15 protein-coding genes are annotated in these 23,424 nt (G+C 58.6%); 4 read left to right on the top strand and 11 right to left on the bottom strand.

Annotation, left to right across the window (positions count from 1 at the left end):
* Positions 1 to 5 precede the first annotated feature (5 nt).
* The 6 genes from JAO77_RS11475 to JAO77_RS11450 form a co-directional block, all read right to left on the bottom strand.
* Positions 6 to 767 carry an ATP-grasp domain-containing protein gene (locus JAO77_RS11475; RefSeq protein ID WP_198990526.1) on the bottom strand — a complete coding sequence of 254 codons (762 nt, stop codon included), beginning with the start codon at positions 765 to 767 and terminating at the stop codon, positions 6 to 8.
* Between the two features lie 4 nt (positions 768 to 771).
* Positions 772 to 2,574 (bottom strand): ABC transporter ATP-binding protein, encoded by a 1,803-nt coding sequence (locus tag JAO77_RS11470; protein WP_198990525.1) that lies wholly within the window; start codon positions 2,572 to 2,574, stop codon positions 772 to 774.
* Between the two features lie 45 nt (positions 2,575 to 2,619).
* Positions 2,620 to 3,315: a lipoprotein signal peptidase gene (locus JAO77_RS11465; protein WP_370550139.1), complete on the bottom strand. Its 696-nt coding sequence runs from the start codon at positions 3,313 to 3,315 to the stop codon at positions 2,620 to 2,622.
* Positions 3,316 to 3,450: 135 nt separating this feature from the next.
* Positions 3,451 to 6,828, bottom strand: coding sequence for an isoleucine--tRNA ligase (ileS, locus tag JAO77_RS11460; RefSeq protein WP_198990524.1), 3,378 nt, complete (start codon positions 6,826 to 6,828; stop codon positions 3,451 to 3,453).
* Between the two features lie 119 nt (positions 6,829 to 6,947).
* Positions 6,948 to 9,434, bottom strand: coding sequence for an efflux RND transporter permease subunit (locus JAO77_RS11455; RefSeq protein WP_198990523.1), 2,487 nt, complete (start codon positions 9,432 to 9,434; stop codon positions 6,948 to 6,950).
* 55 nt (positions 9,435 to 9,489) lie between these two features.
* Positions 9,490 to 11,001, bottom strand: a complete 1,512-nt coding sequence (locus JAO77_RS11450; RefSeq protein WP_198990522.1) for a glycine--tRNA ligase — start codon at positions 10,999 to 11,001, stop codon at positions 9,490 to 9,492.
* A 202-nt stretch (positions 11,002 to 11,203) separates the two neighbouring features.
* Between JAO77_RS11450 and JAO77_RS11445 the strand changes: the two genes are divergently transcribed.
* From JAO77_RS11445 to JAO77_RS11430, 4 genes are all read left to right on the top strand, one after another.
* On the top strand, positions 11,204 to 12,646 hold the full coding sequence (locus JAO77_RS11445) for a TonB-dependent receptor (protein ID WP_198990521.1): 1,443 nt from the start codon (positions 11,204 to 11,206) through the stop codon (positions 12,644 to 12,646).
* Positions 12,586 to 13,611, top strand: a complete 1,026-nt coding sequence (locus JAO77_RS11440; protein WP_198991065.1) for a TonB-dependent receptor plug domain-containing protein — start codon at positions 12,586 to 12,588, stop codon at positions 13,609 to 13,611. The genes JAO77_RS11445 and JAO77_RS11440 overlap by 61 nt, the downstream gene beginning before the upstream one ends.
* Before the next feature lie 21 nt (positions 13,612 to 13,632).
* A complete protein-coding gene (locus JAO77_RS11435) occupies positions 13,633 to 14,634 on the top strand; it encodes a DUF4249 family protein (RefSeq protein WP_198990520.1) in 1,002 nt (333 codons plus the stop codon).
* 95 nt (positions 14,635 to 14,729) lie between these two features.
* Complete coding sequence (locus JAO77_RS11430) at positions 14,730 to 16,133, top strand: inorganic phosphate transporter (RefSeq protein WP_198990519.1); 1,404 nt, start codon at positions 14,730 to 14,732, stop codon at positions 16,131 to 16,133.
* A gap of 476 nt (positions 16,134 to 16,609) precedes the next feature.
* Here JAO77_RS11430 and JAO77_RS11425 read toward each other — a convergent pair whose 3' ends face one another.
* From JAO77_RS11425 to mnmG, 5 genes are all read right to left on the bottom strand, one after another.
* Positions 16,610 to 17,101: a hypothetical protein gene (locus JAO77_RS11425; protein WP_213019382.1), complete on the bottom strand. Its 492-nt coding sequence runs from the start codon at positions 17,099 to 17,101 to the stop codon at positions 16,610 to 16,612.
* A gap of 215 nt (positions 17,102 to 17,316) precedes the next feature.
* Positions 17,317 to 17,811, bottom strand: a complete 495-nt coding sequence (locus tag JAO77_RS11420) for a DUF4385 domain-containing protein (protein WP_198990518.1) — start codon at positions 17,809 to 17,811, stop codon at positions 17,317 to 17,319.
* An 847-nt stretch (positions 17,812 to 18,658) separates the two neighbouring features.
* Positions 18,659 to 20,380: an Ig-like domain-containing domain gene (locus JAO77_RS11415; RefSeq protein ID WP_198990517.1), complete on the bottom strand. Its 1,722-nt coding sequence runs from the start codon at positions 20,378 to 20,380 to the stop codon at positions 18,659 to 18,661.
* 61 nt (positions 20,381 to 20,441) lie between these two features.
* Positions 20,442 to 21,344: a class I SAM-dependent methyltransferase gene (locus tag JAO77_RS11410; protein WP_198990516.1), complete on the bottom strand. Its 903-nt coding sequence runs from the start codon at positions 21,342 to 21,344 to the stop codon at positions 20,442 to 20,444.
* Positions 21,345 to 21,446: 102 nt separating this feature from the next.
* Positions 21,447 to 23,315: a tRNA uridine-5-carboxymethylaminomethyl(34) synthesis enzyme MnmG gene (mnmG, locus tag JAO77_RS11405; protein ID WP_198990515.1), complete on the bottom strand. Its 1,869-nt coding sequence runs from the start codon at positions 23,313 to 23,315 to the stop codon at positions 21,447 to 21,449.
* Between the last annotated feature and the right edge of the window lie 109 nt (positions 23,316 to 23,424).

Here is a 23,424-nt window from a genome sequence, read left to right as displayed (position 1 = left end):
CAGCCTCACGCTGCCAAGGTCCGCAGCACGCAGCTACCGAACTCGGCTACCGACCACTCCTTGAGGTCCGAAACCTGCCCGTCGCCTACCTCTACCAGCACGGGCTGGCCGGTCAGAGTTTCGGCCACATCGAGCGAGTAAAACAGCCGGGGCTGCAACGCTGCCACAGCCGCTAGCAATGCCTCGGGCAACACCGCCCCAGCGGCCCCTAGTACTTGCCCGCGCACCACAAAGAAGCGGCGCTCGGAGGCCGGCTTTAGGTCAACATAATCGCGCACGAAAAGGGTCGTGTCAGCTGGCAGTTCTTGCTGCTGCCAGATGCCTACCAATTGCTGTTGGCTAGTTAGCACCGAGTCTTCGCCAAACGACTTCACTAGGCCCTTCACAAAATAGCGCCGACCTGCAGCGAAGTCCAGGGCGGCTGGCTCTGTGAGGAAGCGGCTCGGGAAGGTGTAGGTAGCCACTGCCTCGTACCAGCCGGTTGCTTGGTGTGAGGATAGGTACTCGACCGGCGACACAGCTAAGGGAAGCGACCGGGCGAGCTGGTCGTACTCGGCGGCCGTCAGCATCCAGCCCCGATAGACCACCTGCGCCAGTGGGGTGGCGGTACTTGATGAAGCGGTCAGCGTAGGTATCCAGACCCTGCCGTTATCCATATCAACAAGCCCAGTGGGCAGCCCGTTCGCCCGTACCCACTCGTACTCCGGTGCCCACATGGGGTCGACGGTGCGCGGCTGATACGGTAGGCAGGGATAAACGAAGTGCATGGTACTAGGCTTGTACCCGCGCCGCGATGCGGGCCGGGTCGTCGCTCGGAATGGCCGCCAGCAACTGCTGCGTGTAGGGGTGCTGTGGGTGCGCGTACAGTTCGGCAGCGGGGCCGCTCTCCACAATCTTACCCTGGCTCATTACCAGTAGGCGGTCACTCATGAAGCGTGCTACCGACAGGTCGTGGGTAATGAATAGGTAGGTGATGCCTAGGTCCCGCTTGAGGTCATTAAGTAAGTTGAGCACCTGCGCCTGCACACTCACGTCGAGCGCCGACACCGATTCATCGCATACAATAAGCTTCGGCCGCAAGGCCAGCGCCCGCGCAATGCAAATGCGCTGCCGCTGCCCGCCGCTGAACTCGTGCGGGTAGCGCTGCTCGGCATCGTCGCTCAAGCCCACCGTACGCAGCAACTCTCGCACCCTCGCTTTTTGCTCGGCGCGGCTGCCGCCTACCCCGTGCACCCGCAGTGGCTCCAAGATGGCCTCGCCCACCGTGAGCATCGGATTGAGCGCCGCGTAGGGGTCTTGAAAAACCAGCTGAAACTCGCGCCGACGGTGGCGCAGTTGGCCAGCGGGCAGGGCAGCTAGGTCAGTGCCTTCAAATAGGATGCGGCCAGCCGTGGGTTCCGTGAGCCGGAGCAAGGCCCGCCCTAGGGTGGTCTTGCCACAGCCCGACTCACCAACCAAGCCTACTGTTTCACCGGGGTAAATAGTGAAGCTGACCTCGTCCACTGCTCGCACGTAAGTGGTAGCGCGAGTAAAGAATCCCTTGCGAACGGGGAAGTGAACCTGTAGATTTTCAACCTGCAAAAGAGGCTGCGCGACCGTGGAACGTGAATTTTGTTCCACGGGGAACGTTTTGGAAGTATCAAAAATGGTTTGTAAGCTCGCGAGGGGCTTTTCTGAGCTGTTTTCTCTTTCCTCATCCAACCGAGCTACTAGATTGCCGGCTGCATCGACGCTCATAAAATCGGCCACTACCGGAAGGCGCGTCTTCCCAATCGAAAGCCGAGGCCGGCAAGCCAGAAGCCCTTTGGTATATGGGTGCTTGGGATTGGTGAAGATGTCTAGTACCGCGCCTTGCTCCACTACCCTACCCCGGTACATCACCAGAATGCGGTCGGCAATCTCGGCCACCACACCTAGGTCGTGTGTGATGAACAGAACGGCCGTGCCATGTTCGCGGCGCAAGTCGCGAATGAGTTGCAAGATGCGCGCCTGCACCGTCACATCGAGCGCGGTCGTCGGCTCGTCGGCAATGAGCAAGGCCGGGCGGCAGGCCATCGCCATCGCAATCATTACGCGCTGCTTTTGGCCACCGCTTATCTCGTGGGGATAGGACTTGAATATTTGCTCGGGCCGGGGCAGCTGTGCTTCGGTGAACAACTCGATGGTACGCGCCGCGGCGGCTTGCTCGCTTAGCGAGGTGTGCAGCTGCAGCGCTTCCACCACTTGGTAGCCGCAGGTCAGCACTGGGTTCAGGGAAGTCATGGGCTCCTGAAAAATCATGCTGATGTCATTGCCCCGCACTTGCTGCAACTCCTTTTCGGAGAGCTTTAGCAAATCGACCTCCCCTAGCTTCTCCGATTCAAATACGGCCGTGCCACTCTCGATGTGCGCCGCCGGCTTGGCCAGCAGCCCGAGCAGCGCCAGCGAAGTCACGGACTTGCCCGAACCCGACTCGCCCACAATGGCAACCACCTCTCCCCTACTCACGGTTAGCGACACGCCCGCCACGGCGCGCGTGTGCCCGCGCTGCGAGCGAAAGTCTATAGTCAGGTCTTGAACGGTGAGTAAGGGCATGGGGCAAAAAAAAGCGGCGTGGAAAATTTCCACGCCGCAAGTTTACTAGGCAAGGTCCGAAGCGGGCGGGCCAGCTGGCCGCGGCGCCGCAGTCTTCGTTTCGTCTTCCTGCTTGAAGAAACGGCCCTGGAATAATAGTATCAGCGCCACCCCAATGAAGATGGACGAGTCGGCAATATTAAAGATTGGCCATAGCGACACGTACTTGCCGCCCACCAGCGGCCAAGCAGCTGGCAAGAAGCCTTCGTAGATGTCGGCGTAAATCATATCTATTACCTGGCCGAAAAACCACGGGGAGGGCGACCCCGCGGGCGCATTGTGGTAAATGATGCCGTAGAAGATAGAATCTATCAGGTTGCCCACAGCTCCACCTAGGATAAGGGCCATGCAGGCAATGAAGCCACCCGCGGCCCGGTGCCGCCACAAGTACACGATGTAATAGCTCAGCCCAGTTACGGCCGCTAGCCGGAAGGCCGTGAGTAGCAGCTTACCATAAGGTGGCGGCAACTCGACGCCGAAGGCCATGCCGGGATTGGTGGTGTAGTGCAGCTTTAGCCAGCGGCCAATCAGCATGATTTCCCCACCCGACGTAAGCGTAGGGCTACTGTGCACCAAATACTTAGACAGTTGGTCAATTCCGATAACCAACAAGGCCAGCAGGAAATAAGGAAGGACGCTGCCGCGCCGCGCCTGATAGGGCGGCTGGGTAGTAGCGGAATTAACTGGCAAATCGGTCTGCACGGATGAAACTCAAGTTACTTTGTACTGTTTTATACCGAATTACGGGTTTTGAGAACCAACTAAAGACGGTATGAGAAATGCTTTGTGCGGCTGAAAACCCGGCTGCCTTTATACACGCAGCCGGGTTACTCATATTCAAGCAGTTACTACTTCTACTTTGGCGGGCACCGAGAAGTCGTCAAAATCTAGCACCGCACCGCCGGTTACGTCGGGCACAAAGTCGAGGCGCTGGGCCTGCACTTCCTCGCGGATGTAGTCACCAAACGCAGCCACAGCGGCTTGCAGCTCGGCAGGCGCGCTAGCCCCTAGGTGCACACTGATACGGTCCTGCACCTCAAGGCCCGAGTCTTTGCGCAGATTTTGGAGGCGGTTGACTAGTTCGCGGGCCAAGCCTTCCTGGCGCAGCTCCTCGGTAAGCGTCACGTCGAGCGCCACGGTGAGCGGGCCGTCGGTGGCAACCAGCCAGCCGGGCAGGTCCTGGGTGCGGATTTCGACCTCGTCGAGGTGCAGCGTGAGGGTTTCACCTTCTACTTCCACAGCCAGCTCGCCTTGCTTTTCAAGCTGGCTCAGCTCGTCGCTGTTCAGCGTTTGGATGCGGGCACCCACAGCCTTCAAACGCGGGCCGTAGACTTGACCTAGGCGCTTAAAATTGGGCTTCACTGACTTCACCAGCACGCCACTTGTGTCGTCCAAAAACTCCACGTGCTTCACGTTTACCTCGGCGCAAATCAGGTCTTCGACCTTGCCAACCTGCTCCTTGGTGGTGTCATTAAGCACCGGCACCAGAATGCGCTGCAAGGGCTGGCGCACCTTTAGCACCGACTTCTTGCGCAGTGAGTGCGTAAGCGAGCTAATGCGCTGGGCCAGCTCCATCCGCTCTTCCAAAGCCTTGTCGATGAGCGACGTATCAGCCTCGGCCAGGTAGGTCAAGTGTACTGATTCAGCGGCTTCCTGGCCTTTAGTCAGGTTACCGTAGAGCCAGTCGGCGAAGAACGGCGCGATGGGCGCCATGAGCTGCGCTACGGTGCTGAGGCACTCGTGCAGCGTCTCGTAAGCGGCTTGCTTATCGGTCGTTAGCTCGCCTTTCCAGAAGCGGCGGCGCGAGAGGCGCACGTACCAGTTGGAGAGCTGGTCGGTCACGAAATCCTGCACGGCGCGGGCAGCTTTCGTGGGGTCGTAGCTATCGTAGTGGCCGCGTACCTCGGCCAACAGGCTCTGCAACTTGCTCAGAATCCAGCGGTCGAGCTCGGTGCGCTCGGCCACTGGCACGGAGCTAGCGCCGACCTGGAAGCCGTCGAGGTTGGCGTAGAGCGCGAAGAACGAGTACGTGTTGAACAGCGTGCCGAAGAAGCGGCGCTGCACCTCCGTAATCCCCGCCTGGTCAAACTTGAGGTTATCCCATGGTGGGGCGTTTGAAATCATGTACCAGCGGGTAGCATCGGGGCCGTACTGCGCAATGGTCGCAAACGGGTCCACGGCGTTACCTAAGCGCTTGCTCATCTTGTTGCCGTTCTTGTCCAGCACCAAGCCATTGGCAATCACGTTTTTGAACGCCACCGAGTCTTCCAGCATCACGGCCAGCGCGTGCAGCGTGAAGAACCAGCCGCGCGTTTGGTCTACGCCTTCGGCGATGAAATCGGCGGGGAAGTTCTTTTTGAAAACTTCTTGGTTTTCAAATGGATAGTGCCACTGCGCATACGGTACCGCGCCCGAGTCAAACCACACGTCGATGAGGTCGGGCTCGCGGTACATGGGCTGGCCGCTGGGCGAAACGAGGAAAATATCGTCTACATAGGGGCGGTGCAGGTCGATTTTTTCGCCGTTGGCGTAGGGGTTGTGGGTCATGATTTCGGCCGCTACGGCCTTGTCAATCTCCGCCTTTAGCTCGGCTACGCTGCCGATGCAGATTTCCTCAGTGCGGTCCTGGGTACGCCAGATGGGTAGCGGCGTGCCCCAGTAGCGCGAGCGGCTGAGGTTCCAGTCTACCAGGTTTTCGAGCCAGTTGCCGAAGCGGCCGGTGCCGGTGCTTTCGGGCTTCCAGTTGATGGTTTTGTTGAGCTCGATTAGGCGGTCCTTCACGGCCGTGGTCTTGATAAACCACGAGTCGAGCGGGTAGTACAGCACCGGCTTGTCGGTGCGCCAGCAGTGCGGATAGGTGTGCTCGTACTTCTCGGTTTTGAAGGCCGTGCCGTTAGTCCGCATCCGAATGGCGATGCTCTCGTCCAGCGTTTTATAGTCGGCGCCGCTCTGGTCGTGGCCGTCGTAGTTCTTCACCCAGCGTCCGCCAAACTCGCCCATTTCAGCCACGTAGCGACCCGTGCGGTCTACTACCGGCCCTAGCTTGCCTTGGTCGTCGGCCACCATCAGGGCGGGGATGCCGTTGAGTTGTGCTACCCGGAAGTCGTCGGCGCCAAACGTGGGCGAGATGTGCACGATACCCGTACCGTCTTCCGTGGTCACGAAGTCGCCGGGGATAACGCGGAACGCATTTTCCTCCCCCTCAAAGTGCGGGAAGCCGGCTTCGATACCGAACAGACGCTCGTAGTGAATACTTACCAAATCAGCGCCCGTAAACTCGGCTTCGATGCGCCAAGGCAACACCTTTTTATCGCCTTCGGCATAGCCCTCAAAGGGAGCAGCCGCACCCTTCTCGGAGAAATATTTACTCACCAATGCCTTCGCCAACACCACCCGGATAGGCGCGGCGGTGTACGGATTGAAGGTCGAAACCAGCACATAAGGAATGTTCTTCCCTACCGCTAGACCGGTGTTAGCAGGCAGCGTCCAGGGCGTAGTCGTCCAGGCTAGGATGTAGGTATTTCCTTTGCCCCCACCGGCAAACAGCTTCTCCGATACCTCATCGCGCACCACCTTAAATTGCGCCACGATGGTCGTGTCCTTCACGTCTTTGTACGTGCCGGGTTGGTTCAGCTCGTGCGAGCTGAGGCCGGTGCCGGCAGCCGGCGAGTACGGCTGGATGGTGTACCCTTTGTATAAGAAGCCCTTGTCATAGAGCTTCTTGAGCAGGGCCCAGCAGCTCTCGATATAATCGGGCTCAAAGGTGATGTAAGGGTTGTCTAGGTCCACCCAGTAGCCCATCTGCTGGGTTAGGTCGTCCCACTGCGCCTTGAAGCGCATCACGGTTTCGCGGCAGCGCTGGTTGTAATCTTCTACGCTGATTTTGTGGCCGATATCTTCCTTGGTGATACCTAGCTCCTTCTCTACTTGCAGCTCAATGGGCAGGCCGTGGGTGTCCCAGCCACCTTTGCGGGGTACCTGCTTGCCGAGCTGCGTCTGGTAGCGGCAGAAGATATCCTTCACCGCCCGCGCCATCACGTGGTGAATGCCGGGCTGGCCGTTGGCCGAGGGCGGGCCCTCATAAAACACGAACGTGGGCTGGCCCTCGCGGCTGCTCACGCTCTTCTCAAAGATGCCGTTGGCGTCCCAGCCGGCGCGCACATCGTTGGCGAGCTTGGCGTAGTCGAGCGGCTGCTTGTATTCGGGGTAAGTCATTTCTTAACAGTCTGTCATGCTGCGCTTGCGAGGCATCTTCTTACTACCGAACGACTCGTTCTGGCGCGATAAGATGCTTGGTAAGCGCAGCATGGCAGATTAATTTAAATCGCAATTAATCAAACAGTTTTAGCCTTGGTCTGCTCCACGCTCAGGCGTTGCAGGTTCTGGTCTATGTCGTCGTCTTCCTCGTGGTAGCTATCGTCGTAGTGGCGAATAGGCGCGTTGCCGGGGATTTTCTCATCCTTGCCGTGCTCGAAGGTTACGAGCAGCGTGGGTAGCAGCACGAGGTTCGAGAAGTTGGTTATGAGCAGCGAGGCCCCCATCAGCACACCTAGGGCCTTGGTACCACCAAACTCGCTGAAGGCGAATATGCTGAAACCCAGAAACAGCACGATGCTGGTGTAAATCATGCTCGTACCAGCTTCCACCATCGTGTTAGTAATAGCCTCCGTTACGGTGCGGCCGGCCATCGCCATCTCCTGCCTAAACTTGGCCAGCAGGTGAATGGAGTTGTCGCCGTCGATACCTAGGGCAATCACGAAGATGAGCGCCGTAGCGGGCTTGAGCGCAATACCAAAATACCCCATGATACCAGCCGTAAGGGCTAGCGTAAAGATGTTAGGAACGAGCGCGTAGAAGATGGTGCGCACCGAGCGAAACAGCAGCAGCACTACCACCGCCACCAGCCCAAAGGCCCACATCAGGCTCTCACGCAGGGTGCCAATTACATATTCGTTGCCCTTTGTGAAAATAACCGTGGTGCCCGTGCGGCGCACCGTCATGCCCGATTTGGCGAAGATGCGCTCCATGGCCGGCTCAATGCGGCGGGCCACCAGCGTATCCAGCTTATGCGAGCCCACGTCGGCGATTTTGAGGCTGATGCGAGCCTTCTGTGAGTTCTTGTCCACGAAGCTGTTGAGCAGCTTGTTCATCGACGCCCCAGCCGTGCCCTGGGCCACGGTGGTCTTGGTCGAGTCGGGGACGTTGGTGGTGGCGCCACCTTGCGAATTGGCCAGGTAGCTCAGGATAAAGTTCTTGTCGTCGTTGTTGGGCAGGCGGTAAAAATCTGGCTCCCCATTATAAAAAGCCTGGGTCGCAGCCTTAATAAACGTGACCATGCTGATGGGCGGCGACAGCTCGGGCTGGGCCCGCAGGAAGTTCTCAAACTGGTCGATTTTCTGCAAATTGGGTAGCTTGAGCAGGCCCTTGGGCTTACCTGTATCCACCACAAATTCGAGTGGCATCACACCGCTAAAGTGCGACTGGAAGAACTCTAGGTCGGTATTTACGGTGCTCGATTTGGGCAGGTCATCGACCATGTACGACACAGCTTCAATCTTGCGAATGCCGATGCCCGCTATCACCAGCAGCCCTAGGGCCGCCAGATACACCGTGCCGCGGCGGTGCAGCACCACGTGGTCGAGGAAGTGAATGATGCCCAGCAGGGGCTTCGAATCGAGGTGTTCGAGCTGCTTCTCGGTGGGCGGCGGCAGGTAGGTAAACACCGCCGGAATCATAATGAAGCTGATAGCGAAGGCGATGAAAATGTTAATCGTCGCCACCATGCCAAACTGGTAGAGAATGGCAATATCGGTGAACGTGAACACCACGAAGCCGATGGCCGTGGTGAGGTTGTTCATCAGCGTGATGAGGCCAATTTTGCGGATTACCCGCGTCATGGCCAGTATCTGGTTGCCCGATTTGCGGTAGTCGTAGTGGTAGCGCGAGAGCAGGTACGTACAGTTCGGCACCCCGATAACCACCAGAATACTAGGTATTAGGCCCGTCAGCAGGTTGATTTTATACCCTAGGAGCACGATGCTACCCACGCAGCATATCATCACGCACACCACCACTAGCAGTGGAAACACGACCGCCGACCACGTGCGGAAGAACATGAACAGCGTGATACCCATCACCACTACTACCAGCATGGCGAAGAACTTCATCTCGCCGGCCACCTTGCTCGTCATCGTAGAGCGCACGTAGGGCAAGCCCGCGTAGTGCATCTTGATGCCGGTCGTCTTCTCAAACCGCTCGGCGTGGCCCAAGATGTTGTTCATCACGGCCTGGCGGCGGTTCGAGTTGAGGTACTTGGGGTCGAGGGTCACGGCCAGCAGCGTGGCGCCACTGCGCGGGGCGATAATCTGGCCTTTGTAAAACTCGATGTTGTTGACCACCCGCATCAGTGAATCCAACTCGCGCTGTGAGCGCGGGGCCGACTTGAAGATGGGCGACGTCACGAACTTCGAGTTCACGGTGTCCTTCTCAATCTGGATGAGGCGCGGAATGCCGAGCACGCCGCTCACGCCCTCCACCTTGGCCAAGGTGTCGGTCAGTTGGTGCAGTTGGTTGAACTTGCCAAGCTGGTACACCGAGCTGTCCTGCATACCTAGGACGAGGATGTTGCCATCCTCGCCAAAGGTTTTTTTGAACTGCTGGAAGTACACCATGTCGGGGTCCTTCGGGCTCACCACCTGGGCAAAATCGTAGGTCATCTCCACGTCCTTGGCAAACCAGGCCATGGTGACAGTGAAAATGGCAATCAGGCCCAGCAACCACTGCCGGTACTTGATGATAAAGAGGGCGATATGTCCCCACATAGGCTTACAAATTGTTGGTTCATACCGCCCTCTTCGGGTCGTACTTGAGCCAGGTCTACAGTTTTTCGAATACGCGGCGGAAGCTCACAGCCTCGCCAATGTACCCCCGCAACGCGCTGATGGGCATGCGGGTTTGCTCGCGGGTGTCGCGGTCGCGCACTGTCACGGTGTCATCCTCCAGCGTTTGGCCATCCACCACTATACAAAAAGGCGTTCCGATAAGGTCCTGGCGGGTATAGCGCTTACCGATGGCGTCTTTGTCTTCGATTACGAGGCGGAAATCAAACCGTAGGCTGTCGAAAATTTCCTGCGCTTTTTCGGGCATGCCGTCCTTGCGCACCAGCGGGAAAATGGCCGCCTTGATGGGCGCCACCGCCGGGTGCAGCTTCAGGAACGTGCGCTGCTTGGTGGTTTGGGCTTCGCCTTCCCCTTCTGTAATGGTTTCCTCCTGGAAAGCCTGGCAGATGGTAGCCAGGAACAGGCGGTCGGCACCTACTGAGGTCTCAACTACGTAGGGCACGTAGTTGCCGTAGGGCTTGCCGGTGGCGGGGTCTAGGTCGTTGTCGAAGTACTGCTGCTTCTTGCGGCTCAGGTTCTGGTGCTGGGTCAGGTCGAAGTCCGAGCGCGAGTGGATGCCCTCAATTTCTTTGAAGCCGAAGGGGAATTCAAACTCGATGTCCACGGCTGCCTTGGCGTAGTGCGCCAGCTTGTCGTGGTCGTGGAAGCGCAGCTTCTCGGCTGGCAGCCCTAGGGCCTCATGGAAGCGACGGCGGGCGGCCTTCCAGGTGTCGTACCACTCGCCTTCGGTGCCAGGGCGCACGAAGAATTGCATCTCCATCTGCTCAAACTCGCGCATCCGGAAAATGAACTGGCGAGCCACAATCTCGTTGCGGAACGCTTTACCGATTTGAGCGATGCCGAACGGAATTTTCATCCGGGCCGACTTCTGCACGTTCAGGAAGTTCACGAAAATGCCCTGGGCCGTTTCGGGACGCAGGTACACGGGCGGCGCATCCGAATCTACGGCCGAGCCTTGGGTCGAGAACATCAGGTTGAACTGACGCACATCGGTCCACTTGGCGGTGCCAGAGATAGGGCAGGTTATTTTTTCATCAATGATGAGCTGCTTCACGCCGGCTAGGTCATTCTCGGTTAGCAAGCGGCCAAGCTCGGCAGTGAGGGCTGCGCCGCGGGCGGGGTCGCCTGCCTTTTCATACTCGGCAGCTTTCTCCTCCACGAGCACGTCGGCGCGGTAGCGCTTTTTGCTGTCGAGGTTGTCGATGAGCGGGTCGTTGAAGCCCGCCACGTGGCCGCTGGCCTCCCAGGTGCGGGGCTCCATGAAAATGGCCGCGTCGATACCGACCACATTGCCGTGCAGTTGGGTCATGGCCTCCCACCACAGCCGTTTCAAATTATTCTTCAGCTCTACGCCATTGGGGCCGTAGTCGTACACGGCGGCCAGGCCATCATAGATTTCGGAAGACTGGAACACGAAGCCGTATTCCTTGGCGTGGGCCACAATATCTTTTAATTGGGCGCTTTCTGCGGGCGTAGTGGGCTTGCTCATAAGCAGCAAAGTTAGACCGCAGATTGAAACAGATTTTTAAGATTTAACGGAGGCGCCCGCCTTCGGCAGGCTGGCCAAGGGTAAGGGCCAGGGCGTGGGGGCGGTTGGGGAGGATTTATTCATCTAAAACACAGAAGCTGCAACCTAGAGCCTACTTTGGTACTCCCAAACGTGCGCCGCCTGCTCTTCCTGTTTTTTGCTTATGAATCAACTTCTTCGCTGCTGCCTATTGGGTTTATTGGTAAGCCCGGCGGTAGCGTGGGGCCAAACGCCTGGCTTACCGGCCCGCGTCACCATCAGCGGCTACGTGCGCGACCGGGCCACGGGCGAGAACCTCATTGGGGTGGCAGTGGTACTGGCGGGCACTGGCCAGGGCACCGCCACTAATACCTACGGCTTCTATTCGCTGACCGTGCCCACGGCGGGGCTCGACTCGGTGCGGCTGGTGGCCAACTACCTAGGGTACGCACGCCAGCGCTGGGCCGCCCCAGCCACGAGCAGCGCCAAACACGACTTTCTGCTGCCCGCCGCTGCCAACGAGCTGGCCAGCGTGGAGGTGGTGGGCGACCGCCAAGCCGACGACCACGGCCCGCGCAGCACCCGCATGGGCACCATCAACGTGCCCATCGCTCAGATTAAGAGCTTGCCCAAACTCATGGGCGAAACCGACGTGCTGAAGGTATTGCAGCTGCTGCCCGGCGTGCAAAGCGGCGGTGAAGGCACCAGCGGCCTGTACGTGCGCGGCGGCTCGCCCGATCAAAACCTGATTTTGCTCGACGGCACGCCGGTCTATAATGCTTCGCATTTGTTCGGTTTCTTCTCGGTGTTTAATGCCGATGCGCTCAACAACGTAGAACTGATAAAGGGTGGCTTTCCGGCGCGCTACGGTGGGCGGCTGTCATCGGTGCTCGATATTTCGATGAAGGAAGGCAACGCGCAGGAGCTGCACGGCGAGGGCGCCATCAGCCTCATTGCCTCGCGCTTCACGCTAGAAGGGCCGATTAAGAAGGATGTGGCTTCGTTTATTGTGTCGGCGCGGCGCACTTACCTCGATGTAGTAGGCCGGCCGCTCATTCAGCGGCAGCTCAAGCAGGAAGGCCAGGCGGGCTCCCTAGGGTACTATTTCTACGACCTCAACGCCAAGCTCAATTGGAAGGTGAGCCCACGCGACCGCCTGTATCTGAGCGCCTACCGGGGCTACGACAAATTTTCGGCTGACCTGCGCGATGCCGACGAAGACCCGAATGACTACCGCCGCTCGAACAGCCGCCTAGGCTGGGGCAACCTCACGGGGGCGCTACGCTGGAACCACGTGGTGAATGACAAGCTGTTCATGAACACGCACCTCACCTACAGCCAATATCAATTTGACGTGGGCCAGGCGAGCGCGTATCACTTCGTGGACCAGGGCCAGCCCACAAATGATAATACTACTCTACGCTACCTGTCGAATATCCAGGATTGGACGCTAAAAACCGATTTTGACTACGTGCCCTCACCCAACCACTACTTGCGGTTTGGGGGGCAGCTTATCCGGCACGCGTTCCGGCCGGGGGCGTCGGTGCAGGACGATAATATTGGGGTATCGCCAGCACGAGCGTTTCGGGTAGCCGCACCCTGGGTACCGAGAGTGCCCTGTACGTAGAGGATGACTACCGCCTCAGCCCGCGCCTGAAGGTGAATGGTGGCCTGCGCCTAAGCAGCTTCTACGTGGATAGCAAGCTCTATCCCTCGCTGGAGCCGCGGCTGGCGGCGCGCTACATGCTCACCGACGAGTGGGCGCTGAAGGCCTCCTATGCCCGCACTACGCAGTATATTCACCTGCTCACCAACAGCGGCATCGGGCTGCCTACCGACCTCTGGGTGCCGGCCACGGCGCAGGTGCAGCCGCAGGTAGCGCACCAGGTTGGCCTAGGTGTGGCGCGCACGCTGCACCACTGGGGCGAGGCGTTTGAATTCAGCTTCGAGGCGTATTACAAGCCCATGCGCAACCTAGTAGAGTACCGCGAAGGGGCGAGCTTTCTCAACACTACCGATGGCGAGTGGCAAAGCAAAATCACGAGTGGGCAGGGCTGGGCCTACGGCGGCGAGCTGTTTTTGCAGAAGAAAACCGGCCGCACCACCGGCTGGCTAGGCTACACGCTGGCTTGGAGCAACCGCCGCTTTCCGGAGCTGAACCGGGGGCAAATTTTCCCCTATAAGTACGACCGGCGCCACGATATTTCACTGGTTGTCATGCATAAATTCAGCCCTACCCTTACACTGTCGGGCACTTGGGTGTACGGCACCGGCAACGCCACCACGCTCTCGTCGAGCCGCTACCAGCTGGGGCCGGGGCAGATTTTCGACGACTACGGCGACCGCAACTCCTACCGCATGGCTGCCTACCACCGCTTTGACCTCGACCTGAGCAAGACCAAGAAAAAGCGCTGGGGCGAAGTGGTCAACAGCCTCTCCATCTACAACGTGTACAGCCGCCAAAATCCGTATTACATCTACTACGAGGCCTCCTTAATCAACTACAACGGGGTAGTGAGCAAGCCCGCCAGCTACCGGCAGGTATCGCTGTTTCCCATTATTCCGTCGGTCAGCAAGGCCTTCAAGTTTTAAGTCGGTTTGCCAGTACAGCTTATGAAAAAGGTTCTCTTCCTAGGTTCGCTGGCCCTGTTGGCCAGTTGCGAAGCGGTAGTGAATGTGCCCACCCCAGCCCACACGCCGCAGCTTTCGTTACTCTACACACTAAGCAACCAGCCTATTACTGCCGAATACAACCAGTACTTCTATAACCGTAACCCCTATGTGAGCAGCAGCCTAGGCACGCTGGCCACCACGCGCCTGCAGGGCCGCCTCGATGCCACCGTAGAACTGCGCGACGCCAGCGGGCAGGTAGTAGAGCAGTTTAAGCCCGACACCTCGGCGCACCAGCCCTTCGACTACCGCTACGGCACCTACCTGCCGGTGCGCGGCTACGTAGGGCAGCCCGGCCAGGCCTATACCCTGCGCGCCAGCGCGCCTGGTCTAGCTCCGCTCGAAGCCACCCTGACGCTGCCGGCCCCGGCCACCATCGACGCGGCCAGTGCTAGCTTCGTGACCAAGCCGCAGGTAGTGGCACCCGGGCCCTACCCCTTCATTTACGACTACTATGGCCAGTTGTCGTTCGCTATTCTCGACGCGGCGGCCACCACCGATTACTACGTGGCGTATGCGCGGGTATTCGACGCGGCAGGCCGGCCCTGGGGCTACGTATACCAAGACAATAGCGGGCGCAACACCGAAGGCCCCGACATCAAGCTAAACCGCTTCGACCTGTCTTCCACCAACGATGTGTACAAGATTTTGCCAGTAAGCGATGAAGGGCGCAATGGCCAGCGCCTCAACTTCAGCCATCCCGTAGGCTTGTCGTACAGCGGCTCCTACGACCCGCAGCGCCCCAATATCCCACCGCCGGCCTTTCTTGAAATCACCGTGAGTAGCCTGCCCCCCGCTACTTACGACTTCTACCAGTCGATGCAGCGCTACTACGACACCAACGGTAACCCCTTTGCCGAGCCTGCCCCCCTGCGCTCCAACCTACAAGGCGGCTACGGCCTCTTCGGTGGGGCCACCGATACCAAGTTCCGCATCCGGCTTTGAGACAGCCAAAGAGCAGACAACAATTCGGTAACATGAAGCTTGCACAATAACTGGCTAATTTTGGGGGCTGAATTTCCGTACCTCAGCTTCTTTTTATGTTCGGACTCGAACCCCATGTTTTGCTGCTCTTAGGCATCTGTCTGTTTGCAGCTTGCGCTTTTGAATTTGTTAACGGCTTTCATGACACGGCTAATGCCGTGGCCACCGTTATCTATACCAATACGTTGCGGCCCTGGGTGGCCGTGGTTTGGTCAGCTTTCTGGAACTTCATCGGTGTGTTTGCCGGCGGCATTGGCGTGGCCATGGGCATTGTATACCTACTACCCGTCGAAAGCCTAATTGACCAGAACGTGTACCACGGCATTTCTATGGTAGGTGCGCTCATCGTGGCGGCCATCATCTGGAACGTCGGCACCTGGTACTACGGCATTCCGTCGTCGTCGTCGCACGCGCTCATCGGCTCCATTCTGGGCGTCGGTATCGCGTTTTCGCTACTGCCCGGCGGCAAGGGCGCAGCCGTGAACTGGAGCAAAGCCGGCGAAAGCGGCCTGGCCCTGATACTGGGCCCGCTACTGGGTTTCACGCTCACCATCATCATGATGTTTTTGCTGAAGCGCTTTTCGCCGAGCAAGGCCATCTTTAAGGAGCCGCACAAGCGCAAGCCCCCACCCCTCTTCATCCGCCTCACCCTCATTGCTACCTGCACGCTGGTGAGCTTCTTCCACGGCTCCAACGACGGCCAAAAGGGCGTGGGCCTCATCATGCTGATTCTGATTGGCATTGTGCCCGTGCATTTTGCCCTCGATAGCACCAAAAACCCCCTTGACCTACGCGATTCGCTGGCCAAGGTAGAGTACGTAATGGGCCGCGTAAATAAAGCTGAGCTCAGCGCCGCCGACCAGAAGCTGTATGCCGAAATGCAAGCCCAAACCACCGACCTCGACCGCGTATTTGCTGGCAAAACCAAAGTAGAAGAGCTGCCCGAGCAAGCCCGCTTCGAGATTCGCCGCGATATCCTGCTACTGGCCAACCGGGGCAAAAAGCTGCTCGGCTCGCCCAGCCTCAGCCTCAGCACCGCCGACCGCGAAACTTACACCAAGTCTATAGACCAGATGAAGAGCTTCACCGACTACGCGCCTTGGCCGGTGCTGCTCATGGTATCGTTGTCGCTGGCCATAGGCACCATGGTAGGCTGGCAGCGCATCGTGAAAACCATCGGTGAGCGTATCGGCAAAGAGCACCTCACCTACGCGCAGGGCGCCAGCTCCGAGCTGGTAGCGGCGCTCATGATTGGGGCCAGCACGCAGCTTAGCCTACCCTCCTCTACTACGCACGTGCTGTCGTCGGCCATTGCGGGCAGCATGGTGGCCAACCGCGGCATCAAGAACCTAAATCCCCAAATGGTGCGCAGCATCGCCCTAGCGTGGGTCCTGACCCTGCCCGTGACGATGGTGCTGTCGGGCGGCTTGTTCCTGCTCTTCCGCGCCATTAGCGGCTAGGTCAGTCTCGCAGCCCAACAACTCCGGCCACGCCCGGTCCTTCGCGCAAGGGCCGGGCGTTCTTATTTGCAGTGCACCTGTGCCTGCCCTTAGCATAGCTCCCTCCCCTAGGTTCGCGCAAGCTTACAGCTAGTGCCAGAAGCTGCGGCCTTGGTCTTCGTACGCAGTAGGTGACTTATACACAATGAGCTACTTACTTATCCACAAAGCGCTCAGTATACTACTTTCATCCTGACACAAACCACGTATTATTTACCCTGCTCTTACCCTTGTTTACGCAAAAAAGCCAACCCTATTCAGGTTGGCTTTTTTTGCTAGGCAGATTGGCTAGATTAACTAACGGTAACCTAGGAATAATCCCACCGTCACAGAGTTATCCACTTATCCACACCCAAAAAGGGCTTTTTTGTGGATAACTTTTGCCAAAATGCGCTAATTCAAGGAAACTTTTACCTATTTCCAGTTTTCAACACAAGCTATTTGCTGGGCCATTGTACCTCTAGGTCGTCGTTGATAAACACACCGAAGTTCACAAATTGCAGCTGGCCTTCTTCGAAGTACAAGTCTATCATAGACTTCTCGTAGCTCAGCCGGATTTCGCCTCCCTCCATCGTTTCGAGTTCGGGGGCGCTTTGGCCGTGGCGCTGCATAAGGTCGCGCACCTGGTCGAGGCTACGGCCGTGGATGGGCTCGCCAAACAAGCGCAGGCCGGGGTTATCGGTTTCGATGCAGCTCAGACGGAAGTCATCTTCGCGGTCGAAGTACAGCGACAGCAGGTGGTCATCTTCGTAGTAATTCCAGGCTTGGTGCTCAAAATCGTCTTCGTCTTCCGACTCCTCGATTTCTTCGGGTTCGCCCACTAGGGTGCGCACCTCGTCCATTGTGGCCCCGAAGCGCAGCGGGCCCATGCCGGTGCCCAGAATGATTTCGTTTTCTTCGATGCTGTTGGGGGTCGTTTGCGGGTTCATATCAACAAGGGGTTGTAAGTCAGACAAAGGTAGCGGTGTGAATACGTGGGGCAGCGACTGAGTGCTACAGCACAGATGTGAATAAGTGATAACTCCCTGTTGATAACTAGCGGAGTGCTCGCAGCACCAGCAGTAAATGCACCGGACCGATGCTTACCAAGCCATGACAGCCTTCCTATTTTGCGCTACTTGCTCCGGGCCGTCCGCCTAGGTGCCTACTTCCCGTAGGTTGCCTCAAAGGCGGCTTTCTGGCGTTGATACTCGGGCAAGGCTTTGGCTTCGTCCCACTTCTGCTTAAAAATGGCGGCGGCTTCTACTTTATCCACATCGGGGGCGTCGGTGCGCGGTAGCTCGGCGCGGCCGTGAGCCCCGCTTTGGCCTTTTTTGTCGGCGGGCACGGGGCCGTCGTATTTCTTGCCACCGCGGTGGTTGGCATAGCGCCGGGCGCGGGTAAAGCCCATTTGCAAAAACTTGCGGGCCATGTCAGCACCCACAAAGTCATTGGCCGCCAAATAAGCCTCAAAGAGCTTCCAAATAGCTGCCGAGGACTCCCGGGCTGCCACCGCGTCTTTAAAGCGCCAGTGAGGCAGGATTTCGCCCTTGTAGGGCTGCACTAGTAGCACGCCCTGCTCGCCCTTCCCTACTCTATATAGCTCGGGGTGCTGGCGGAAATCGACCGTGTGGAAATCTAGGGTGTAATCGAACGGCATACTGCCCGGTACGCAGGCTGCGCAGGTTCGTTTGCCGGCCCGGCTGAGTTTTCCACTTCTAAAAGGTGCCCCAGCCGTTTTTTCCACGACTTACGCAGCGCCGGGTGTGGAAAAGCTTTTGCCCGGCTGAAGTTTTCCACAAGCTAATAAGTTTAATAAAATTCTTTTTTAAAAAATCTTTTTTGTTTTCATCCATTAGGGCAGTGGATAAGTGTATAAGTCAAAAAGGTTATCCACAGCGTGGATAACGGGTGCACAACTACAGGCTTATCCACGGGCTATCAACAGCCATTGTGCATATCATTTGGCTGGTGTTTAAAAACTTAGCCTAGTTTTCCACTATTCACAGGGGTTATCCACTTATCCACTATTCACAGGTTGGGAGCAATGTGGATTGTGCTGCTGGCGGTGGATAGTTATCCACCGTTATCCACAGCGCTGGCACCCTGTGCTAGCAACTGCGCGGGCAAAAAAAGTTACCCCCAACTTATCCACGGGTTGTGCACGGTTATCAGTCGAGTTATCCACTATTCTGTGCACAGCCGCCGCCAGTAGTGGGAAACTATGTGGAAAACCCGTGGATAAACCTTAAAAAGCGCGCTCAGTAACTGGAAACGTGGATAAGTTTTCCACTTTAGTGGCTACGGCGGTGAATAAGAGCCCGCTTTTCCACGTGCCACATTGAAAGTGGCCCTAGGTCACTACTCACTGTATGTGGCGGCTTGCGTTAGCTAGGTAGGCCTGTGGACAGCTAGGGCAGCCAGCCGGCGTGGTGTGGAAAAAAAGAAAGCCCGACCCGCGAAATACCGCGGGCCGGGCTTTTAGCTGTGGAAAACTCCTGAAAAGGCTAGAACGTCAGGTTAACTTGGTCAATCAGTTCGAAGTTAGCGCGCACCTTTATCAGCGTAGGCGACATAATTACCGGCTCGGGCGGCACGCGTAGGTCGGGGTCGGCACCGCGCCAGCGGCCGTCGCCGTCTTGGTCAATAAGCACGCGCAGGCGATAGCTGCCCGGCGGCAGGCGGTCAAACACGTAGCGACCCTTGGGCGTTCGCAGCTGGCGCACGACTTGGTATTTGTCATCGAGCAGCTGCAAATCGAACTGCTTGGTTGTGGGGGGCACGGTACCCCTGATGATTCCGTTGGGGTCGATGTCGGTGACGGTGAGGCGCAGCGCCCGGCGCAGCCCTAGCGACTGCCCCGTAATGGCCGTGATGGTGGTAGTGTCGAGGCGAATTTCGACGTTTTTCTGCGCCTTGGTATCCAGCCTGATGGTAAGCTCGGTGCGGTCGGGGCTGAGGCTGCCATCGGCGGGCAGGCGCAGTGGGCGGCGCTTCACCGAGTCTTCGGCCAGCGTGCCCACCGGCTGGCCCGGCGCCAGCCGCACCGGCACCGGAAACTTAAACTGCACCTGGCCCTGCCGAAACACCGAGCGCGGATTACCTTCAACGCTGGTGCCGACGGGCGGCGCGGCCTTGCGGCTGGTAGCCGTGGGCACCGGAAATGTGAGGTTGAGCGTGTCGCGGGCGGTGTTGCCGGTGCTGTCGGTCACGGCCAGCAGGTAGCGTCCATCGCCGAGGGCGGGTGTGCGGTAAAGAATGGCCGAGCGGCCGTTCTCAGTCAGGAGTACCGATTCTTGCAGGGCAGCCGTGGTGGCGGGGGTGGCGCCAGTGGCGGGCGCCAGGCTTAGGGTGCGTAGGCCCTCATTAAAGCGCAGGCGCACTTGCGTAGCCGAGCGCTCTAGGTTGGTGCGGCGCGGCGCGAGGCGGTCGGGCTGCGTGAGTAGCAACGCCCTAGGCCGGGTGGTATCGCTAAGGGTGAGGGGCGCCGGCAGGTAGGCCAGCTTTTCGCCGTCGTCGTAGCGGCCGTTGTTGTTTTTATCAACCCAGGCATATAGGTTGTATTGCCCGCTTTTGATAAAATTCAACTCATAATTGCCCTTGCTGTCGGCGCGGGTGAGGTAGTAGGGCAAGCCGCGGCGCACGCCGGCCGTGTCGGCCACCCGGTACAGGCCCACGCTGGCCTCGGCCACGGGGCGGGCCGTGAGCAGGTCGGTGACGGTGCCCTGCACCTTGGCCGAGTCGAGGGTGGGGCCAGTGCTAAAGCTCAGGGCTTGGTACTTGGCTGGCAAGCTCTCGGTGATGTCCACAATGGCCTTGCGGAAGTTGAACGAGTACGTGGTGTTGGGCTCCAGCGGCTTCGGAAACTGCAGCGTCACGCTATTGCGGTCTTCACGCAGCTGGTACTGGTTGTCGGGCGCCAGCTGCGGGGTGATGAGCAGGTTTTTGGGCAAGTCCTTCACCTGCACCGCCTCCGAAAACGTGAGCCGGATGAACTGCTGTTTCACATTGCGGGACGCGCTATCGGGCGAGGTAGCGATGAGGCGGGGCGGCGTTCTATCGCGCGGGCCGCCTTGAGGCGAGCTCACCGCCGCGCAGCTACCTAGGGCCGCCAGCCCGGCCGTAGCTGCCAGCGCCGCCCAGCCGCGCCATGGGATTTGGCTACCTAGGTAGCGGCAAAAAGACGAAAGTGGAAAGCCAGTAACCAATGAAAAGCGAGCAGCAGGCATGCGGGGCAGCAAATAGAAATAGCAAGACAAAGATGGCCGCCCTAGGTGCTACGCGCCGCGGCTAGGCCAGCCGTTCGGCTACGTACAGCACGCTAGAATATTGCCCGTCGTGCTGGGCCGCGTAGCGATTAGAGATGTAGCCGGCGCGCAACACGGTGAGCGGGCCGCCGGCCCGTTCGGGCGAGCGGTGCTTTTCGGAGAGCATACTCACATAGTAGGCATCCAAGGCCAGCGGCAATGTTTGGCGCACGGCCAGGCCGTGGCGACTTAGCAATTGGCGCATTGAGGCCTGACTGAAGTGGTAGAGGTGGCGCGGCACGTCGTAGGCGGCCCAGTCTTGGCGGTAGTGCTGGGCATCGAGGCTTTCCACATTGGGCACCGCGATGAGCAGCTTGCCGCCCGGCTTCAGCACCCGGATGAGTTGGTCGAGCGTCTCATTAAGCGTGTGCACGTGCTCTAGCACATGCCACAGCGAGACTATATCGAAGCTGCCTGGTGCCAGCGTACCTAGGGTACTCGGCTCCTGAATGGGCTGGCCCACCCGTGTGCTGGCATCGGCGCGCGCTAGGTCGTTGGGCTCTAGCCCCACTACCTGCCAGCCACTTTTCCTAGCGCCGGCCAAGAAGTGACCCGTGCCACAGCCGTAGTCAAGCAGCCGGCCTTTTTTGCCCCCATTCAGCTTGGTTATTAAAGCCACTTTGCGGCGCACTGTGAAAAAGCGCGCTACTTTATACACCTGGTTTATCAGTCCCTGTGCTCCGCTATTGTGCGATACATAAGCGGCCGACTCGTAGTACGGCCCAATGCTAGCCGCGTCGGGCCGGGGGTTAGTGAACTGAAACTCGCAGGCCTGGCACTGCACAATGGTAAACGTTTCCTGGCTTACCGACTTGTCTTGTACTTGTAGCTTTTCGCGCAGGTCGGTCTTCCCGCACACCGGGCAGCGTTCTAATAATTCAGTCACTCCTAAGTATCAAATTAAGAGTTAAGAAGTAGGAGTTAAGAGTTAAAAACAGGCTTTACGCGTGGCTTCTAACTCTTAACTCCTACTTTTTAACTTAAAAAATTACCTTCCTAGGTACACCATCAGCACCGACACGTCAGCCGGGCTTACGCCACTGATGCGCGAAGCCTGCCCCAGCGTTTCGGGCTGAATCTTGAGCAGCTTTTCGCGGGCCTCGTGGCTGAGGGCCGGCATAGCGCCGTAGTTCAGGCGGCCCCGAATCTGGAAGTCTTCGAGCTCGCGCATGCGCTGGGCCTGCTGCTGCTCCTTCTGCAAGTACGTTTCGTACTTGGTCTGGATGATGGCTTGCTCCTGCGCTTCGGTGCTAAACGTCGCCAGCTTTTCGGCTAGCTCGGGCAGCGCGGCGGCTAGGTCGTTCAGCTCGATGTTGGGGCGGCGCAGCAGGTTGAGGGCGCGGGTTTTCTCGTGAATCTCGGCCGAGCCGCGCGCTGCCAAAAAGCCATTGATAGTCGCGGGCTCGATGCCGAATTTCTCCAGCACCGTGAGCACGGCAGCCGTGTCGGTCTCCTTCTGGCGCACGCGGGCCAGGCGCTCGTCGCTGGCCAGACCTAGGGCGTGGGCCATGGGAGTTAGGCGCAGGTCGGCGTTGTCCTGGCGCAGCAAAATGCGGTGCTCGGCGCGGCTCGTAAACATGCGGTAGGGCTCCTCGGTGCCTTTATTGATAAGGTCATCGATGAGCACGCCGATGTAGGCCTCGTCGCGCTTGAGCGTGAAGGCGGGCTTGTCGTGGGCGCGCTGGTGGGCGTTGATACCCGCCATCAGGCCCTGGCAGGCGGCCTCTTCGTAGCCGGTGGTGCCATTGATTTGGCCCGCCAGCCAGAGGTTGCGCACGGGCTTAGTCTCCAGCGTATTGGTAAGCTGCGTGGGCGGGAAGAAGTCGTACTCAATCGCGTAGCCCGGCCGGAACATCTTGGCGTTTTCAAAACCCGAGATTTCGCGCAGAGCGCGGTACTGCACATCCTCAGGCAGCGAACTGCTAAAGCCGTTGATGTAGCACTCCACCGTATTCCAGCCCTCGGGCTCCACGAAAATCTGGTGCCGGTCCTTGTCTGCAAAGCGATTGATTTTGTCTTCCACGCTGGGGCAGTAGCGCGGCCCTAGGCCCTTGATGCGGCCCTGGAACATGGGCGACTTCTCAAAGCCCTCTTTCAAAATCTCGTGCACCCGCTCGTTGGTGTACGTGATGTAGCACGGGCGTTGCCGGGTCAGGGCCGGCGTGTCGAGGTACGAGAAGCGGCTCGGGTTGGCATCGCCATCCTGCACTTCCATCTTCGAGTAGTCGAGCGAGCGGCCATCCACGCGGGGCGGCGTGCCAGTTTTCATGCGCCCGGCCTCAAAGCCCAGCTCTACCAATTGCTCGGTGATGCCGCGGCTGTTTTTCTCAGCGGCCCGGCCACCGCCAAAGTTTTTCTCCCCAATGTGGATGAGGCCGTTCAGGAAGGTACCGTTAGTGAGCACCACCGTTTTGCTTCGAAACTCGATACCTAGGGAGGTGCGCACACCTACGCAGGTGTCGTTTTCGATGAGCAGGCCGGTCACGCCTTCCTGCCAGAAATCCACGTTCGGAATCTGCTCCAGGGTCAGGCGCCACTCTTCAGCAAAGCGCATGCGGTCGCTTTGGGCGCGTGGGCTCCACATGGCGGGGCCCTTCGAGCGGTTCAGCATCCGAAACTGAATCATCGTGCGGTCGGTAATCAGGCCCGACTGGCCACCTAGGGCGTCTATCTCGCGCACTATTTGGCCCTTGGCCACACCACCCATGGCAGGGTTGCACGACATCTGGGCGATGGTGTTCATGTTCATCGTGATGAGCAACACCTTCGAACCCAGGTTGGCGGCCGCAGCGGCGGCCTCGCAGCCCGCGTGGCCAGCCCCCACTACAATAAGGTCATATTCAGTATCGGAGAACATGGTAAGCAAGTAGCAATTAACAGTTAGCAATTATCAGTGCGCTAAGTATCAAGTGCAATAGCCCTGATAATTGTTCACTGAGGATTGATAATTGGCAAAGTTCGCTACA

It is taken from the genome of Hymenobacter sp. BT559 (genome assembly GCF_016427535.1).
In the GTDB taxonomy this organism is placed as follows: Bacteria; Bacteroidota; Bacteroidia; order Cytophagales; family Hymenobacteraceae; genus Hymenobacter.
The sequence above is the reverse complement of the archived record's forward strand: the minus strand, read 5'-3'. Positions and strand labels throughout refer to the sequence as shown.

What these genes read in the sequence shown, in the direction of transcription:
- JAO77_RS11430 (WP_198990519.1), top strand. Translation starts at nt 14,730, where the DNA reads ATGTTCGGACTCGAACCCCATGTTTTGCTGCTCTTAGGCATCTGTCTG.
- JAO77_RS11455 (WP_198990523.1), bottom strand. Translation starts at nt 9,434, where the DNA reads ATGTGGGGACATATCGCCCTCTTTATCATCAAGTACCGGCAGTGGTTG.
- JAO77_RS11445 (WP_198990521.1), top strand. Translation starts at nt 11,204, where the DNA reads ATGAATCAACTTCTTCGCTGCTGCCTATTGGGTTTATTGGTAAGCCCG.
- JAO77_RS11415 (WP_198990517.1), bottom strand. Translation starts at nt 20,380, where the DNA reads ATGCCTGCTGCTCGCTTTTCATTGGTTACTGGCTTTCCACTTTCGTCT.
- JAO77_RS11470 (WP_198990525.1), bottom strand. Translation starts at nt 2,574, where the DNA reads ATGCCCTTACTCACCGTTCAAGACCTGACTATAGACTTTCGCTCGCAG.
- JAO77_RS11420 (WP_198990518.1), bottom strand. Translation starts at nt 17,811, where the DNA reads ATGCCGTTCGATTACACCCTAGATTTCCACACGGTCGATTTCCGCCAG.
- mnmG (WP_198990515.1), bottom strand. Translation starts at nt 23,315, where the DNA reads ATGTTCTCCGATACTGAATATGACCTTATTGTAGTGGGGGCTGGCCAC.
- ileS (WP_198990524.1), bottom strand. Translation starts at nt 6,828, where the DNA reads ATGACTTACCCCGAATACAAGCAGCCGCTCGACTACGCCAAGCTCGCC.
- JAO77_RS11450 (WP_198990522.1), bottom strand. Translation starts at nt 11,001, where the DNA reads ATGAGCAAGCCCACTACGCCCGCAGAAAGCGCCCAATTAAAAGATATT.
- JAO77_RS11425 (WP_213019382.1), bottom strand. Translation starts at nt 17,101, where the DNA reads ATGAACCCGCAAACGACCCCCAACAGCATCGAAGAAAACGAAATCATT.
- JAO77_RS11475 (WP_198990526.1), bottom strand. Translation starts at nt 767, where the DNA reads ATGCACTTCGTTTATCCCTGCCTACCGTATCAGCCGCGCACCGTCGAC.
- JAO77_RS11435 (WP_198990520.1), top strand. Translation starts at nt 13,633, where the DNA reads ATGAAAAAGGTTCTCTTCCTAGGTTCGCTGGCCCTGTTGGCCAGTTGC.